The sequence below is a fragment of the Aquimarina sp. MAR_2010_214 genome (genome assembly GCF_002846555.1).
Taxonomy (GTDB): Bacteria; Bacteroidota; Bacteroidia; order Flavobacteriales; family Flavobacteriaceae; genus Aquimarina.
In genome coordinates this window covers 1,706,903-1,723,236 of record NZ_PJMS01000001.1, presented here as the reverse complement: position 1 = coordinate 1,723,236, position 16,334 = coordinate 1,706,903, and the positions used below count along the sequence as shown (strand labels likewise).

The following is a 16,334-nucleotide window of genomic DNA, read 5'->3' as shown; positions in this document are numbered from 1 at the left end:
TGATTTTCCAAATTTAATAGAAAATACTAATTATCCAACGAAATCATCAAAATATTATGCATACATAGCATTTTTTATCTATTTTTTGATAAATTCTAACACTTCTTCCAAAAAATCCGTTGGGTTTTCAGCATGCAACCAATGACCAGAGTTTGAAATTTCCCCAATTATCGAATTAGGAAATTGTTTTCTTATCCTAGCTTCATCTTCTTCTAAAATATAATTAGACCTCTCTCCTTTAAGAAAAAGAGTGTGTCCAGAATAACTATATTGTTCTGAAAGTTCTACTCCAATTTCATGTGCATTTTCAATTAATACTTTTAAATTCGTTCGCAATCCGAGAACTCCTTTATCTTTCCAATACAAATTTTTAAGAAGAAACATTCTTACTCCTGCATCAGGCACATACGCACTTAACTCTTGATCCACTTCTCCTCTTGATTTTAAAATCTCAAAATCTAAAGCACTTAATCCATCCAAAATATCCTGGTGGTGTAATGGATAATATTTTGGTCCTATATCGGCTATAATTAGACGATCAATCAAATCAGGATATTTTGACGCAAAAAGCATTACCGTTTTCCCTCCCATAGAATGCCCCAAAACATTACAGTTTTGCAAATGATGTTCTTCACAATATGTTGCTAAATCATCTGCAAGTATATCATAACTAAACTCATTACTATGAGGACTTCTTCCATGGTTACGTTGATCTATCAAATGAACCTGAAACCCTTGTCCAGAGATTTTTTTTCCAAGTGTTTTCCAATTATCTCCCATTCCTAAAAACCCATGAAGGATTATAAAAGGTTGTCCTTCACCAAAAACATTTGCATGTAGCTTCATATCTCCAATCTATTTTAGTCGGTGCAAATACATATTAACTACATTCTCTAATCCCAGATATATAGATTCACTTATTAAAGCGTGACCAATAGAAACCTCAAGAAGTCCAGGGATATTTTCTTTAAAAAACTTAATATTATCCAAAGAGAGGTCATGACCTGCATTTACTCCAATCCCAAGGTCTATTGCTTGCTGAGCACAAGCTGAATAGGGTTGTATCGCTTTCAAATTTCCTTTTGTGTATTCTGAAGCAAACTCTTCAGTATACAGCTCAATTCTATCTGCTCCCGTAATTGCAGCACCTTCTATCATCTCAGAAACAGGATCCACAAATATCGAGGTTCTAATACCATTACGATTAAACTCAGATATTACTTCTTTCAAAAAAACCTCGTGTTTTTTTGTATCCCAACCTGCATTACTTGTTATCGCATCCTCTGCATCAGGAACCAAAGTAACTTGTGTTGGTTTAATAGCTAATACTAACTCTATAAACTTTGGAATCGGGTTTCCTTCTATATTATACTCTGTAGTTACAATTGGTTTCAGATCATACGCGTCCTGATATCGTATATGCCTCTCATCTGGCCTTGGGTGTATTGTAATTCCTTCTCCTCCAAAACGCTGAATATCGGTAGCTACTTGTATCAAATCAGGAGTGTTTCCTCCTCTTGAATTACGTAAAGTTGCAATTTTATTAATGTTAACACTTAACTTTGTCATAGTTTTTGATGTCTTTTACTAAAAAAGCAAAAATACAAAGTTGAGAACGCCTTGATTGTATATTTTTTGATTATTTTGCATAATATAGCCCCCTAAAAATTATGAAGACGAATTTATACATAGTTAATGAAATAGAACCTCTTGATGTATCTATCAAAGTAACAGAGGCTCAATTATTATTCAATGAACTTACCTATACTCATTTCCCAGTTATAAAACAGAATATATATTTAGGATGCATCTCTGAAGCAGATATCCGATGTTTTGAAACCGACAAAACTCTCGACACATATCAATATGCCCTTGAAGGATTTTATGTAAGAGAGAATGATAACTGGCTCGATATTCTAGAATCTTTTGCACAGAATAATTCTAATATTATGCCAGTACTCGATGACAACAATAGTTATTTAGGTTTTTTTGAACTTGGCGATATCATCAACCTTTTTAACGAAACTCCATTTCTTAGTGAGCCTGGTAATATTTTGATCGTAGAAAAAGGAATTCTGGATTATTCTTTTAGTGAAATTTCTCAAATTGTAGAATCAAATAATGCCAAAGTATTGGGATTATTTATATCAAATATGGAAAATGATGTTGCTCAGATAACACTAAAAATTAGTGATAGTGACATTAACAATATCGTACAAACATTTAGGAGATATAGTTATAATATTGTTTCAAAACATCAGGAAGATACATTTTTAACAAATCTTAAGGAAAGATCCCAATATTTGGCAAAATACCTTAATATTTAAAGTATTTCCCTAACTCAATACTAACACAAATCAAATTATAATGAAGATCGGTATATACGGCCAGTTCTATCATAAAAATTCAGGAATCTACATCCAACAGCTATTAGAGACTCTTGATAAAAATGGCGTAGAAGTAGTAATTGAGAAAAACTTTCTCGAATTAATAAATCTTCATGATGAAATAGATAAAACATATTCTCATTTCAGCACTTTTGAAGAACTAGACACATCATATGATCTTTTTTTTAGTATCGGAGGAGATGGTACTATCCTTAAAACGGTTACCTACGTAAGAGACCTAGGAATACCTATTGCAGGTATCAATACCGGAAGACTAGGTTTTTTGGCAACCATTCAAAAAGAAGAAATTAAAGATACTATTGCACTAATTTTGGACAAAAAGTTTTATATCTCCTCAAGAAGTCTGGTAACCATAGAAACTTTACCAGCAACTGAAGAATTTGGGGTGTTAAATTTTGCAATGAATGAGATCGCCGTAAGCCGAAGAAATACAACTTCTATGATTACTGTTCATACTAGTCTTAATAACGAATTCCTTAACTCATATTGGGCAGACGGCCTAATAGTTTCTACCCCTACCGGTTCTACAGGGTATTCGTTAAGTTGTGGTGGCCCAGTAATGATGCCAGATGCTCAAAGCATGGTCCTTACACCAATTGCCCCACATAACCTTAATGCAAGACCTCTTGTTATCCCTGATACACAAGAAATTAAATTACAAGTCTCAGGAAGAGAAGACACTTATTTAGTTTCTTTAGACTCAAGAATACATACCTTACCAAATGAAACCACAATAGTAATTAAAAAAGCTCCTTTCAAAATTAACATGGTAGTTCTGCAAGATGATAGCTTTCTAAAAACATTACGTAAAAAGATGCTTTGGGGAGAAGATAAACGCAATTGAACAATAAAATGTGCTAAAAAGTGTTTTTTATTCATACTATTTTACACAAATTCTTGTGTACTAAAGTTAATTGTTATATTTGCAAACTTTTGAAAATCTATGAGATACTTAGCATCACTTATAATTGTTGTATTTTTTTTACAACCAATCGCATCACAAACTTACGAAGTAGGTTTGATGGCTGGAGGAGCTAACTATATAGGAGATATAGGATCCACATACTATATTTCACCTAACAATGCGGCTTTTGGGGCTATCGGAAAATGGAACCGAAGTAAACGACATGCTTTCAGAGCTTCATTTTTATATGCCAAACTCAATGCGAATGATGATAAAGGAGATGACAGAAGAAAACAACGAGGATTAAGTTTTAGTAATTCTGTAAAAGAAATATCGCTAGGAATGGAATTTAATTTCTGGGATTGGTATCTTTACGACGGAGAATCCCAATTTACCCCATATCTATATACAGGAATCACTACATTTAATTATGGTGCATTAGCTGTTGATGCGAATAATCAAATTGACGCATATGCTGATAAATGGAGTTTCGCAATCCCTATGGTTTTAGGGATTAAAAAAACATTAGGAAGAAACTTTGTATTTGGAGCAGAAATAGGTGCTCGATATACATTTACTGATAACCTTGATGGCAGTAACCCTGATGACAGGTATGGAACAGGATTTGGTAATTTAAACAACAACGACTGGTATGTATTTACAGGTATAACAATATCGTATACTTGGGGTAGAATACCGTGTTTTTGTGCTTTTTAAAAATGATTGATAAAAAACAATTAAACTCTAATATTCCGCAACACGTCGCCATTATTATGGATGGTAATGGACGATGGGCCAAAAAGAAAGGCCTTTTTAGAGCTATTGGTCACGAAAACGGGACTAAAGCTGTTAAAGAAGCTGTAGAAAGTAGTGCCGAAATAGGCATTAAATATCTTACATTATATGCTTTTTCTACAGAAAACTGGAATAGACCAAAACTTGAAGTAGACACCTTAATGAAACTTTTGGTGAATTCCTTAAAAAAGGAAATTAAAACACTTCAGGACAATAATATTAAACTTAATGCAATTGGAAACTTACAATCGCTTCCTGAAAAAGCAAGAGTAGAGCTTTTAGAAGTTATTGAAAAGACAAAATCCAACACACATATGACACTTACTCTGGCCCTAAGTTATGGAAGCAGAGAAGAGCTTATAAAAACTATCAAAGAAATAAGTATTAAAGTTAAAAATGGTGTAATTTCGCCACATCTTATAAATGAATCAGTCATTAATGAGCATTTGTATACAAAAGACCTGCCTGAGGTGGATTTATTGATACGTACCAGTGGGGAACAACGTATTAGTAATTTTTTACTATGGCAAATTGCGTATGCAGAATTATATTTTACAGAAATTTTATGGCCGGACTTTAAAAAAGCCGATTTATTTGAGGCCATATTCAATTATCAAAAAAGAGAAAGAAGATTTGGAAAAACTAGTGAGCAGCTCAGTTAAAAAAATGACAAAAAAACTACTTATTACGTGTTTTACGTTACTCGCCTTATTAATATCAACTTCACTTTCTGCACAAAATTTACCTGGTGCTAACGGGAAAGAATATATTATTGGGGATATCAAGGTTACTGGAATTACCAGTTACAATGAAAATACAGTAATTACTTTTACTGGTCTTAAAAAAGGAGAACGTATTTTTCTTCCAGGAGATCGAATAAGTAAAGTCATCAAGAAATTATGGGATCTCGAATTATTTAGCGACATTAACTTTTACATTAGTAATGTAGAAGGTGACGTAGCTGATCTCGAAATTAACATTCAAGAAGTACCTGAATTAAACGAAGTCCGTATTGAAGGAATTAAAAAGCGTAAATCCGAAGAATTAGTTAAAGATAACGGATTAACCAAGGGTGCAAAGGTTACAGAAAACCTTATAACTACAACTCGTAACTTTATTACTAATAAGTACAAAAAAGATGGATTCTTAAATACCAAAGTTGCTGTTAACACCATCCCTATTAAGGACACCGTTGCTAGCAACAAGGTAAATATGGTTGTTCTGATCGATAAAGGAGATCGGGTTAAAGTTGATAAAATCAACATAGAAGGAAACGAGCAATTTTCTGATGCTAAGGTGCGTAGAGCAATGAAAAACACTAAGCGCAAGAGGCTTTTGAGGCTCTGGAAACGATCAAAATATATCCGAGCAGATTACGAGGAGGATAAAGATAACATCATTACAAAATATAAAGAAAAAGGGTATCGAGATGCTCGTATCACCTCTGATAGTTTGATTATAGAAGATGACAATAGTGTATCACTTAATCTTAATCTTGAAGAAGGTAATAAATATTATTTTGGTAATATTACATTTCTAGGTAATAGTGTATATACCGACCGCGAATTAGCCCGACAACTTGTTATTAAAAAAGGAGATGTATATAATGGCGTTCTTCTAGAAAAACAAATTGCAGATAATAGCAAGCCCGATGCAGATGATCTTACCAATTTATATCAAAATAATGGGTACTTATTTTCTTCTATTGATGCAGTAGAAACAAAAGTTTACAATGACACTCTTGATTTTGAAATCAGAGTGCGAGAAGGAAAACTAACTTATTTTGATCATATTACCGTTACCGGAAACGATAAAACAAATGATCATGTAATTTATAGAACACTTAGAACCAGACCAGGTCAACGCTATAGCAAGGATCTTGTAGTACGAACGGTTCGTGAATTGGGACAATTAGGATTTTTTGATCCAGAACAACTAGAGCCTCAATTTAAAAACGCAAATCCTCAAGCAGGAACCATAGATATTAACTATCCAGTAGTAGAAAAAGGATCCAGTCAAATTGAGCTTCAAGGTGGTTTTGGAGGAGGTGGTTTTGTAGGAACCCTAGGACTAGCTTTTAGTAACTTTTCAATACGTAATATTTTTAATAAAGAATCCTACAGCCCTCTACCAATGGGAGATGGTCAAACCCTTAGAGTTAGAGCTCAGGCCAGTAGATTCTTTCAAACCTACAGTCTTTCGTTTATAGAGCCATGGTTAGGTGGTAAAAGACCTTATCAACTTTCTACATCATTTTCTCATACTATACAGTTCTTACTTAACAACAGAACACGTAAAGTAGACAGAAACAGTAAATTCCTTATTACAGGTGGATCAATAGGTATAGCCAAAAGATTAAATTGGCCAGATAATTATTTTACATTATCTCAAGCCATTAGCATAAGACATTATAATCTTAAAAACTATAATACCCGATTATTTACTTTTGGTAATGGGTCTTCTAACGATTTATCTTATACTATCGGAATCAACAGGAATAACACCACAGTAAACCCAATTTTCCCAACGGGAGGGTCTGAGTTTAATCTTGTTGCCAAGCTTTCTGTACCCTATTCTCTTTTTGACGGTGTAGACTACGGTGAGTTATCAGATCGTAGAGATGCTTTAGAAGAAGAAAGAAGCAATCTAGACACTTCAAACTCAAGAGATCTTGTAAGAGGCGGTGAGATAGGTACAGAGATTGGAGAAATCGATCAGGAACGTTTTAAATGGCTAGAATACTATAAACTTAAATTTGATGGAACCTGGTATACAAGTCTAGTTAACATAGGAAAAAAACCTTTGGTTCTAAAAACAAAAGCTGAATATGGTTTTTTAGGCGCATATAACAACAAAAGGGGTAATATTCCTTTTGAACGTTTCTTCTTAGGAGGTGATGGATTAGGAGCTACAAGTCTTGATGGCCGTGAAGTTGTTTCACTAAGAGGATATCCAAATCAATCTATTACACCTCAAAGCAGAACTAATAATCAAGATTTTGATGCCGATGGGGCAACAATTTATAACAAATATTCGTTAGAGCTTCGTTATCCTATAACACTAAAACCTGCTGCATCAATATATATGCTAGGATTTTTGGAAGGTGGAGCTTCTTATGATAGTTTTAAAAGTTTTAACCCTTTCCAATTAAGTCGTTCTGCTGGAGCAGGTTTACGTATCTTTATGCCAGCATTTGGGTTATTAGGTATAGATTTTGGGTATGGTTTTGATCCTATTCCAGGAACAAATCAAGCTAATGGATGGGAAACCCATTTTATTATAGGACAACAATTTTAGTTTTGGCACGATTATTTCTATATACACACAAAGTTATGAAAACAAAGGGTCTTTTACTAGTTGCAGCAGTCAGTTGGCTATTTTTCACAAACGCAGTACATGCGCAGAAAGGTATTAGAATTGGCTATATTGATATGAGCTATATTCTGGAAAACGTTCCAGAATATAATGAAGCTTCTTCTGAACTCGAAACCAAAGTACAAAAATGGAAAGTTGAAATAGAAGCCGAGCTCAAAGAAGTTGAAGAAATGCGTAAAGACTTAAACAATGAAAGAGTCTTGCTTACCAAAGAACTAATTGAAGAAAGAGAAGAAGATATCTTTTTTAAAGAAAAAGAAATATTAGAATATCAGCAAAAACGATTTGGTCCAAATGGAGATCTTTTTATTCAGAAAAAAAGATTGGTTCAACCAGTACAAGATCAAGTTTTTGTTGCAGTCCAAGAAATTGCAAAAAACAAAAAATATGATTTTGTTTTTGACAAATCAGCAGATCTGGTGATGTTGTATTCTGCAGATCGATTCGATATAAGTGATCAGGTATTGCTTAGAATAAACAGAGCTTCAAAAAGAAAACAACTCAATAGCAAAAAAGATAAGAAAGCTCTGGAAAGAGATGAAAAAAGAAATCTAGAACAAGAAACAGAAGTATCAGATAGAGAAAGAGCAGCTCAAAAAAGATTATCAGAAAGAGAACTACTTCTTAAAGAACGTAAAATTCAAAGAGATTCTATAAGAGCTGCAAAAAAGAAAGAGTTTGAAGAAAGAAGAGCTAGATTATTAGAATTACAAAAAAGAAAGAAAGATTCTATTAAAGATTTAAAAGCTCGAAAAGAGAATCTAAAAAATAATGACTCATCGTCTGGTGCTGACAGTAGAAAAGACAATGATTGAAAAATTAATTTTTATAAATTTATAACACCTTTTAATATTACTTACAAATGAAACAATTTAGAACATTACTAGTAGCTATCGCACTTATCATAGGAACTTCAAGTTTTATGAATGCTCAATCTAAAGTAGCGCATATCGCGTCACAAGAGCTTGTAGAAGCGATGCCTGCTTTTAAAGCTGCAAAAAGTGAGATCGAAAAATTGAATAAGACTTATGATGCAGAAATTAGAAATATGGTGTTAGAGTTACAAAACACTATCAAAAAATATTCTCAGGAAGCTGAAACTAAAACTGACGAAGAAAACTTAAAAAGACAGCAAGAAGTACAGGCTACAGAGAAAAGTATCAACGACTATAGAACAAATGCACTTCAGGATCTTCAGAAAAAAGAGATCGAATTAATGAAGCCTATTTATGAACAAGCACGTACATCTATCCAAAAAGTAGCAAGAGCACAAGGTTTTCAATATGTATTAGATTCTACAACAGGAACCGGAGTAATTATGGCTGATGGTAAAAACCTAATGGCAGATGTAAAAAAAGACTTAGGTATCTAACAGTTTTACTTTAAACTTTTAATAAAAATAAAAAAACAGTGAGATGACATCTCACTGTTTTTTTATTTTTGGGATAAATTATCATGTGATTATGCAAGATCAACCTATTGGTATATTTGATTCAGGTGTTGGCGGAACAACAATCTGGAAAGAAATCGCCTCTCTATTACCTTATGAGGATACTATCTTTCTGGCTGATAGCAAATATGCTCCTTACGGTAAACGCAGTAAAGAAGAGATTACCGCATTAAGCATTAAAAACACCGAAAAACTCCTTGATTTAAATTGTAAAATCATTGTAGTTGCGTGTAATACCGCGACTACAAATGCCATAAAAACACTACGATCTACTTACAACATACCAATTATTGGTATTGAGCCAGCTATAAAACCAGCAGCTATTTATACCAAGACAAAAAAAGTAGGTGTACTTGCTACAAAAGGCACTTTATCTAGTGAATTATTTGTCAAAACATCTGATTTGTATACTCAGGATATCGAAGTCATTGAAGTCATTGGTACTGGATTGGTAGAGCTTATCGAAAAAGGCAAGATAGATACAGATGAAATGTACGAATTACTTCATTCTTATATTACTCCTATGCTTAACAAAAACATAGATCATTTAGTCCTTGGATGTACACATTACCCTTATTTGATCCCGCTGCTAAAAAAAATGCTTCCCAACCAGATTACAATTATCGATTCGGGAGAAGCGGTTGCACGACAAACTAAAGCTGTGTTGATCGCAAATAATCTTTTAAATCCAAACCTCAAAATAGGCAAACATACTTTATACACTAATGGCAATGTAGACATACTAAAGAATATATTGCATGAAAATACTATTACGTATACTGCTAAAACTTTAGATTTTTAATTTTTATAATACATAAACTTAAAAAAGATTGTCTAAAAAATAACAAATTCATTCTCAAAAAGAGAATAAACAGATTACTTCTAGACAATCTTCATTTTTTAACTTAAAAGAAAATTAGCAGTAAATAGGCCCACTAATTCCTCCACCACCGGTACCTCCTCCAGTACCTCCACAGTTATTAGTATAACACGTTTGTCCAGGTTGATTACCTTGTCCAACACAACTATGTAATGATGGATTACCTGTTCCGCCAATAATAGTTTTAGAGGCTAGGTTAGAAATTTTGATTTTCTCTAGAGATAGTTTTTTTAACGATTCTCTTTTTTTCATTATTTTAAGTTTTTTTGTAGTTAATAATACCGGATATTACAAATTACAACAACTAACACTTGTTTTTTCAATGTGTTTTAACAAAAAAAATCAGAATCTCACAATTACCAAATAGGATTATTTAAAATAATTCAATAATGTTCCTTTTTTAGAGGAAGACACAGCTAACTCTTTACCTGAAGAAAGTACAATGCTCCCCCCCTTCCCTTTACGGTATCGTGTTATTTTACTCACATTCACCAAATAGCTTTTATGAGTTCTTACAAACCCATGGGTATTTAGGGATTCTTCGAAATACTTAAGCGTTTTACTCACCAGCTTCTGACCTTTACCCAGGTAAATTTTTGTATAATTATCATCGGCTTCGCAATATAGAATATCAGAAATCTGTAGAACCTCAAAACCATCTTGTTGTGGGATAGTTATTTTACCTTCTACTGTAGTCACTTTAGGAACTAAAACAGTATCCAAAAGAGCAGCTTCTCGTTGCTTGATATAGCTTACATGATCAACAGCTTTGATAAGATTATCAATTGCAATAGGTTTTAACAGGTAATAGGTTGCCTGAGCATTTAGGGCATCTACCGCATAATGATCATAGGCCGTTACAAAAACAATTTCGAATGCACGGTCGGGCACTTGTTCCAATAGATCAAATGCATTGCCATAAGGCATCTCTACATCCAAAAATAACATATCAGGAGTATGAGATTCTAGCAACACCAATGTTTCTTTTACGCTAGCAGCCTCTCCCAAAATGGTAACTGACGGGCAATATTTACCTAAATAATTTCTAAGTATAGCTCGGCTATTAGTTTCATCATCTACTATGATTGCGGTTAAGTTCATTTACTTGTCTTTCTTAAGAATTAATTTTACCTGCGTTCCTTCTGTATTATCATCGAGATCTGAGATAAATACATCAACCTTATCTTTATACATTTCATTAAGGATTGCAATTCTCTTTTTGATATTACCCATTCCTCTGGATTTTTGAAGTTTTTGATTTTGCGTTTTCAATTCTTTAGATTTTTTACGCCCTATTCCATCATCAGTAATTGTAATTTCTATACTCTCAGATGTTGTTTTTTGAAAACGTATCGAAAGCAGGCCTTTTTCAGTTTTGTATCGTAATCCGTGCCATACAGCATTTTCTACATATGGTTGTAATAACATAGGAGGAATCACATACTCATTAATATCAATTTCTGGATCAACCTCAACCGTATATTCAAATTTATCCTGAAATCTAAAATGTTCTAATTGCACATATAAATTCAAGAGTTCTATCTCTTTCTCCAAAGGAATAAAATCTTCTTCACTGTTCTCTAAAACAGCTCTCATCAATAATGAAAAATCAGTAAGGTATCGATTTGCTGTTCTTTCATCACTTGTTGCTATAAATGTATTTACAGAATTCAAAGCATTAAAAATAAAATGCGGATTCATTTGGGAACGCAATGATTTTAAAGCCAACAGGTTATTTGCATATCGTTGTTGTTTCATATTACGATACATCAAATATGCAGCAAGAAGTAATAAAACTGTCAATCCAATCAAAAAATATATTACAATCTGTTGTCGTATACTTTGCTGATTTGCTATTTCTTGAGAAGCAAATGCCAATTCGTATTTTGCTTCATTTAGCTCTCTATCTTTCTCTAGTGTGGTAATTCTATTCGCTCTCTGTGCTAACTCTCTACTAAAACGAGCTGCCTGTGATATCTCCTGATCTTTCTGTATATATAACTTATCGATAATTACCTCGTATTCTTCAAAGGCGTTCGATGCTTTTTCTAACTCTCCTTTTTCTCGATAGACTTCTCCCAGTTTTCGGGTGGCATCTTTTTGAACAATTAGATCATTTTTTGATTCTGCTTCCTTAATACTTTCTTTCAGGTATGGAATAGCCTCATCATATGCTTCTTGTGCAGCAAAGGCACTGGCAATCTTATAATTCTGTACTTGAGTAGTTAAAGAGTTATCTTCCACTGGTGCCGGGCCTTCATTTTCATTAGTTTCTTCAATCTCTTCGATATCCTCAAGTGCTTCTTTTCTTAATTGTATTTCTTTACCATAACTATTACTCTTATTATAAAAATCTGCTGCAGTAGATCTTTGTCGTGCCGATGTTTTTTTATCCTTCTGTTGTGCTAACTGTACCGAATTATCCAAATACTCTTCAGCATCTCTAATATTTCCTTCCTGCTGTAACACTTCAGCTAGCTTAGAATTTAATAAAATCACTCTATTATCCAGTTTTTTTCTCTGGCTTATAGAAAGGGCTTTATTATAATTAGTAATAGCATCAGGGTAATTTTGTAGTCCCTTATGACTATCTCCTAAACCTTCATAGACAATGGCCTTTTGAGTATTATTTAATCTAGATCGCAGTAACTGGTCAAAAGTATTTAAAGCTGCCTGGTAATTTTTACCTTCTAATTGTGCATTAGCTAATTTAATTTTTACATCAGTGCTATATTTATTTTTGAGGCTTATGAGGTAATTACTTTCAGCAAGATCGGGTTGTTTCCAATACTTATAAATATCCGCTAATGACTCAAACAATTCGGCTTTTTTACCCCCTGATGTAGGATCATCATCTCGTATAGTTTCTAAAGCATTAGTAATATATTCTATACTCGTAGCTGCGTCTTTTTTTAAAGATCTTTTTGCTGATTTTAGATTTTTCTGATATCTAGATTCACTTTTTTGTTTTGAAATTGATGATGATTTAACCTCCGCAGGGTTGTCCTGTACTTCAACATCAATTTTTTGACCATCTTTGATAGTATATCGAATTGTATTAAAACTATCATGAGTAATTACAAGTTCATCTCCAATACGAGCTTCAATCTTAAAATTACCAAAAATATCAGTTTTCACACTTCCTTTCCCTAGCACAGTTACTTCTACATCTCTAACCGCTTTTCGAGTACTCTTTTCTTTCACAGAACCTTTGATACTCATTGATTCTGGTCGCTTCATTTTAATACGTTCTTGCCCCAAAACCAATACAGGAAGGAACCAAAGAAATACTATTAACAAACCAATCTTCTTCATTATATACTATTAAAACAAGGTAAACTTAACCCATTTAAGTGGGATAATAAAATTCGGATCTCTTGATTATACCGTTTTATAGCAGCTTTTTAGCAGAAAAATGTAAGTTCCCTAATTATAAAGGTAAGTTCCCTCATTCACTTTCCTTTATCCCTCATTTTAGATTTTTAGCCAAAAAAGTTAGCTATAGTTTTACTCTAAATTAAAAAAAGAAACTATGAAGACATTTTTTACATGGAGTATGTTATGTTTACTTGTTACTATTTCTTGTAACGCAAATAACAAACCGAACTCTGATCAAGCATTTCAAAAAGAAAAAAACCACCTGATACAGACTACTAAAACTGATCCTAATACACGTAATATACAAGTAGCTTTATTATTAGACACTAGTAATAGTATGGATGGCCTTATTGACCAGGCTAAGGCTCAACTGTGGGAAATCGTAAACGAACTTTCGTATGCTAAATGTGGGAATAACAAAATAAAACTAGAAATAGCACTATATGAATATGGTAATGATGGTTTACCATCTCAAGAAGGGTTTATTAGACAGGTATTACCATTCTCTGATGATTTAGATGAGATATCAAAAGAACTTTTTTCGCTTACTACCAATGGAGGAAATGAATATTGTGGTAAGGTAATCAACACCTCTATTAATCAATTAGGGTGGAAAAAAAATGATGATCACTTAAAACTAATCTTCATAGCTGGTAACGAACCCTTTACTCAAGGACCTGTAGATTATAAAGATGCAGCAACAGACGCATTAGAAAAAGATATTACTATCAATACCATTTTTTGTGGTAATTACCGACAAGGTATCGAAACGATGTGGAAACACGGAGCAGATATTACAACTGGTGAATATAGTGCCATAGATCATAATCGCGAAACCGTACATATTGCAACACCGTATGATGATATTATCCTTAAACTCAACCATAAACTAAACGGCACTTATATTTATTATGGTCGTCAAGGTGCCCAAAAAAGACAATTACAAGCCGAACAAGATAGTAATGCAAAGTCATATAGTTCTGCAAATGCTGTAAGTCGAACTGTTAGTAAGAGCTCTGGTTTTTATAAAAACAAAAGCTGGGATTTAATTGATGCCGCAGAAGATGAAGCTTTTGAAGTAGAAAAAGTAGCAAAAGATCAATTACCAAAAGAGCTTAAAGGAAAATCTAAAGCGGAATTAAAGCAATATATCGCAGAAAAAGGTACTGCACGTAAAGAGATACAACAAAAAATTAAAGAGTTAAATAAAAAGCGTGTATTATACATTAAAGACAACAGTAAAAAAGATGATACAAATCTTGAAGCTGCTTTACTGAATGCAATCAAAAAGCAAGGAAGAAAAAAGTCTTTTTCCTGGGAAGAATAAATTATAAAAGCGCCAATATTCTCTAAAAAAATATTCATAATGAAAACAGTTATTAAAATAATCATACTAATTCTTATACCCATATCCATGCAGGCACAGCAACAAAAGAAATTATCAAAATCAAATGTTGATTATGATTCTTTCCTGGAAATATCTGAAGAAATTTTAGAATACAGAAAAGAGCGATTGATTCCACTAGAAACTTTTCTAAAGTATATGACAGATGAGAACACCATTTTATTAGATACTCGCTCTGAAAGTGCATATATACAAAAACACCTTAAAGGAGCTACTCACATCAATTTTTCTGATTTTACAGAAGGCAAACTAGCAAAAAAAATACCTTCTAAAGAAACTCGTATTTTGATTTACTGCAATAACAATATTGATGGTGATTCTATTAATTTTGCTTCCAAAATGGCTCCTCTCGCATTAAATATCCCGACATTCATAAACCTCTATGGATATGGGTATAAGAATATATATGAATTATCTTCTTTGGTTCCTATAAAGGACCAAAGACTACAATTTGATGGTACCTTTACCAAATAAAAATATAGATGCCTGCAAATTTGCAGGCATCTATATTTTTATTTTAAGCGATATTTATTACACTTTGATTAATTTTTTGAATTAACAGCGGGACAATTACAATTCCATCTTTCTTTACGTTTTCCAAAATCGTAACCTAGAGTAATTTGGTGAAAACCTCCATTACTAAGTACTACCGAATTTGATTGATGACTATAGGTATACCCAGCCATCCATTTTCCATAATTAATTCCCAAAAATGGAGTTATATATTGCAATTGTTGACTCTCTACCGAAGTACCATCCTGAGAAAATTCTGCTCCGTCAAGGCTACGTCTGTAAGATATTCCTCCCCATAACGTACTCGAACCAAGATCTCGGTACACTTTTAAGTTAGCATCAATCGTACTTTCTTGAGTTTCATCTGTAGCTTGATACATAATGGATGGCTCTAAACTCCAAGGAGTTGAGCCAATACCAAACAAATATCCTAAAGAAAATATATATCTACGTTGATTATTAGATTCTCGTATTGGTGTATCATTATCAAAAATATCACGAACAGTTGGTAATATATTTTTAACCGTAACATGAGCATACCACTCTAAAAAATGATAGGATAATCCTACATCTACGTTATAATATACATCTTTTTGTACTCTATCAAGAATTACAGGATCTGGATCAAAAGGATCATCAAGCCCTCTTAAATCTACATTAGATTGTATTAGACCAGCACTTAGACCAAAAGATAACATATTTAAATCTGTTCTATCCCTAGAAAACAAGAGATGATACGCATATGTTAAATACATTCCTGTCTGAGAAAATCTACCATTTTCATCTCTATATACAATTCCTCCTAAACCAGATTTCTCTCCAGCTCTAAAATTAATATTTAACGTTTGTAAATTAGGTGCATTATCAACATCAAACCATTGTTTCCGTGCAGTAAGCCTAATTTTATTAGCATTTGATGCACCAGCCATTGCAGGATGTATCAAATACAAGTTATCAGAAAGATAATCAGAATACACAGGAATACCTTCTTGCGAAAAGACAAATGGGGATACTAGTACTAATACTATTACATAGAATGTTTTTAAGTTCATTTTGAGCACTATTATTTAGGGGCTAAATAGAATTTGTGAATTCAACTCAAACTATTAGAAACAGTTTATATTTTGAAACTTCACCTTATTTTTAAAATAAATCGTTGTATTTCAATTACTCCAAAGATATAAATTTTTGCCAGAATACAAGATTTAGATTTTTTTAGGCTTCAA

General features: G+C 32.9%; 16 protein-coding genes. 10 read left to right on the top strand and 6 right to left on the bottom strand.

Annotated features, from left to right (window positions below):
• Positions 1-78 precede the first annotated feature (78 nt).
• Both ATE84_RS07380 and ATE84_RS07375 read right to left on the bottom strand, forming a co-directional pair.
• Complete coding sequence (locus tag ATE84_RS07380; protein WP_101447176.1) at positions 79-846, bottom strand: alpha/beta fold hydrolase; 768 nt, start codon at positions 844-846, stop codon at positions 79-81.
• Positions 847-855: 9 nt separating this feature from the next.
• Positions 856-1,569 carry a pyridoxine 5'-phosphate synthase gene (locus ATE84_RS07375; RefSeq protein WP_101447174.1) on the bottom strand — a complete coding sequence of 238 codons (714 nt, stop codon included), beginning with the start codon at positions 1,567-1,569 and terminating at the stop codon, positions 856-858.
• A gap of 101 nt (positions 1,570-1,670) precedes the next feature.
• Between ATE84_RS07375 and ATE84_RS07370 the strand changes: the two genes are divergently transcribed.
• From ATE84_RS07370 to murI, 8 genes are all read left to right on the top strand, one after another.
• Positions 1,671-2,327, top strand: a complete 657-nt coding sequence (locus ATE84_RS07370) for a CBS domain-containing protein (protein WP_101447172.1) — start codon at positions 1,671-1,673, stop codon at positions 2,325-2,327.
• A 40-nt stretch (positions 2,328-2,367) separates the two neighbouring features.
• On the top strand, positions 2,368-3,252 hold the full coding sequence (locus ATE84_RS07365; RefSeq protein ID WP_101447170.1) for an NAD kinase: 885 nt from the start codon (positions 2,368-2,370) through the stop codon (positions 3,250-3,252).
• 99 nt (positions 3,253-3,351) lie between these two features.
• A complete protein-coding gene (locus ATE84_RS07360) occupies positions 3,352-4,029 on the top strand; it encodes a DUF6089 family protein (protein ID WP_101447168.1) in 678 nt (225 codons plus the stop codon).
• Between the two features lie 2 nt (positions 4,030-4,031).
• Positions 4,032-4,769: an isoprenyl transferase gene (locus tag ATE84_RS07355; RefSeq protein ID WP_101447166.1), complete on the top strand. Its 738-nt coding sequence runs from the start codon at positions 4,032-4,034 to the stop codon at positions 4,767-4,769.
• 4 nt (positions 4,770-4,773) lie between these two features.
• Positions 4,774-7,404: an outer membrane protein assembly factor gene (locus tag ATE84_RS07350; RefSeq protein WP_199176862.1), complete on the top strand. Its 2,631-nt coding sequence runs from the start codon at positions 4,774-4,776 to the stop codon at positions 7,402-7,404.
• 35 nt (positions 7,405-7,439) lie between these two features.
• On the top strand, positions 7,440-8,297 hold the full coding sequence (locus tag ATE84_RS07345; protein ID WP_101450895.1) for an OmpH family outer membrane protein: 858 nt from the start codon (positions 7,440-7,442) through the stop codon (positions 8,295-8,297).
• Positions 8,298-8,344: 47 nt separating this feature from the next.
• Positions 8,345-8,854 (top strand): OmpH family outer membrane protein, encoded by a 510-nt coding sequence (locus ATE84_RS07340; protein ID WP_024771572.1) that lies wholly within the window; start codon positions 8,345-8,347, stop codon positions 8,852-8,854.
• Positions 8,855-8,897: 43 nt separating this feature from the next.
• Positions 8,898-9,734 (top strand): glutamate racemase, encoded by an 837-nt coding sequence (gene murI / locus ATE84_RS07335; RefSeq protein WP_233195764.1) that lies wholly within the window; start codon positions 8,898-8,900, stop codon positions 9,732-9,734.
• Between the two features lie 114 nt (positions 9,735-9,848).
• Here murI and ATE84_RS07330 read toward each other — a convergent pair whose 3' ends face one another.
• From ATE84_RS07330 to ATE84_RS07320, 3 genes are all read right to left on the bottom strand, one after another.
• Complete coding sequence (locus ATE84_RS07330) at positions 9,849-10,064, bottom strand: hypothetical protein (protein ID WP_101447162.1); 216 nt, start codon at positions 10,062-10,064, stop codon at positions 9,849-9,851.
• Between the two features lie 117 nt (positions 10,065-10,181).
• The gene (locus ATE84_RS07325) at positions 10,182-10,913 is read right to left on the bottom strand and encodes a LytTR family DNA-binding domain-containing protein (RefSeq protein ID WP_101447160.1); all 732 of its coding nucleotides are present in this window, start codon (positions 10,911-10,913) and stop codon (positions 10,182-10,184) included.
• The gene (locus tag ATE84_RS07320; RefSeq protein WP_101447158.1) at positions 10,914-13,127 is read right to left on the bottom strand and encodes a histidine kinase; all 2,214 of its coding nucleotides are present in this window, start codon (positions 13,125-13,127) and stop codon (positions 10,914-10,916) included.
• A 217-nt stretch (positions 13,128-13,344) separates the two neighbouring features.
• Between ATE84_RS07320 and ATE84_RS07315 the strand changes: the two genes are divergently transcribed.
• Together ATE84_RS07315 and ATE84_RS07310 are read left to right on the top strand one after the other, a co-directional pair.
• Positions 13,345-14,517 carry a VWA domain-containing protein gene (locus tag ATE84_RS07315; protein WP_101447156.1) on the top strand — a complete coding sequence of 391 codons (1,173 nt, stop codon included), beginning with the start codon at positions 13,345-13,347 and terminating at the stop codon, positions 14,515-14,517.
• Between the two features lie 39 nt (positions 14,518-14,556).
• Entirely contained in the window at positions 14,557-15,069 is a 513-nt protein-coding gene (locus tag ATE84_RS07310; RefSeq protein WP_101447154.1) for a rhodanese-like domain-containing protein, read from the top strand.
• Between the two features lie 68 nt (positions 15,070-15,137).
• On the opposite strand, the gene ATE84_RS07305 is transcribed toward ATE84_RS07310, so the two are convergent.
• Complete coding sequence (locus ATE84_RS07305; RefSeq protein ID WP_101447152.1) at positions 15,138-16,160, bottom strand: type IX secretion system membrane protein PorP/SprF; 1,023 nt, start codon at positions 16,158-16,160, stop codon at positions 15,138-15,140.
• Between the last annotated feature and the right edge of the window lie 174 nt (positions 16,161-16,334).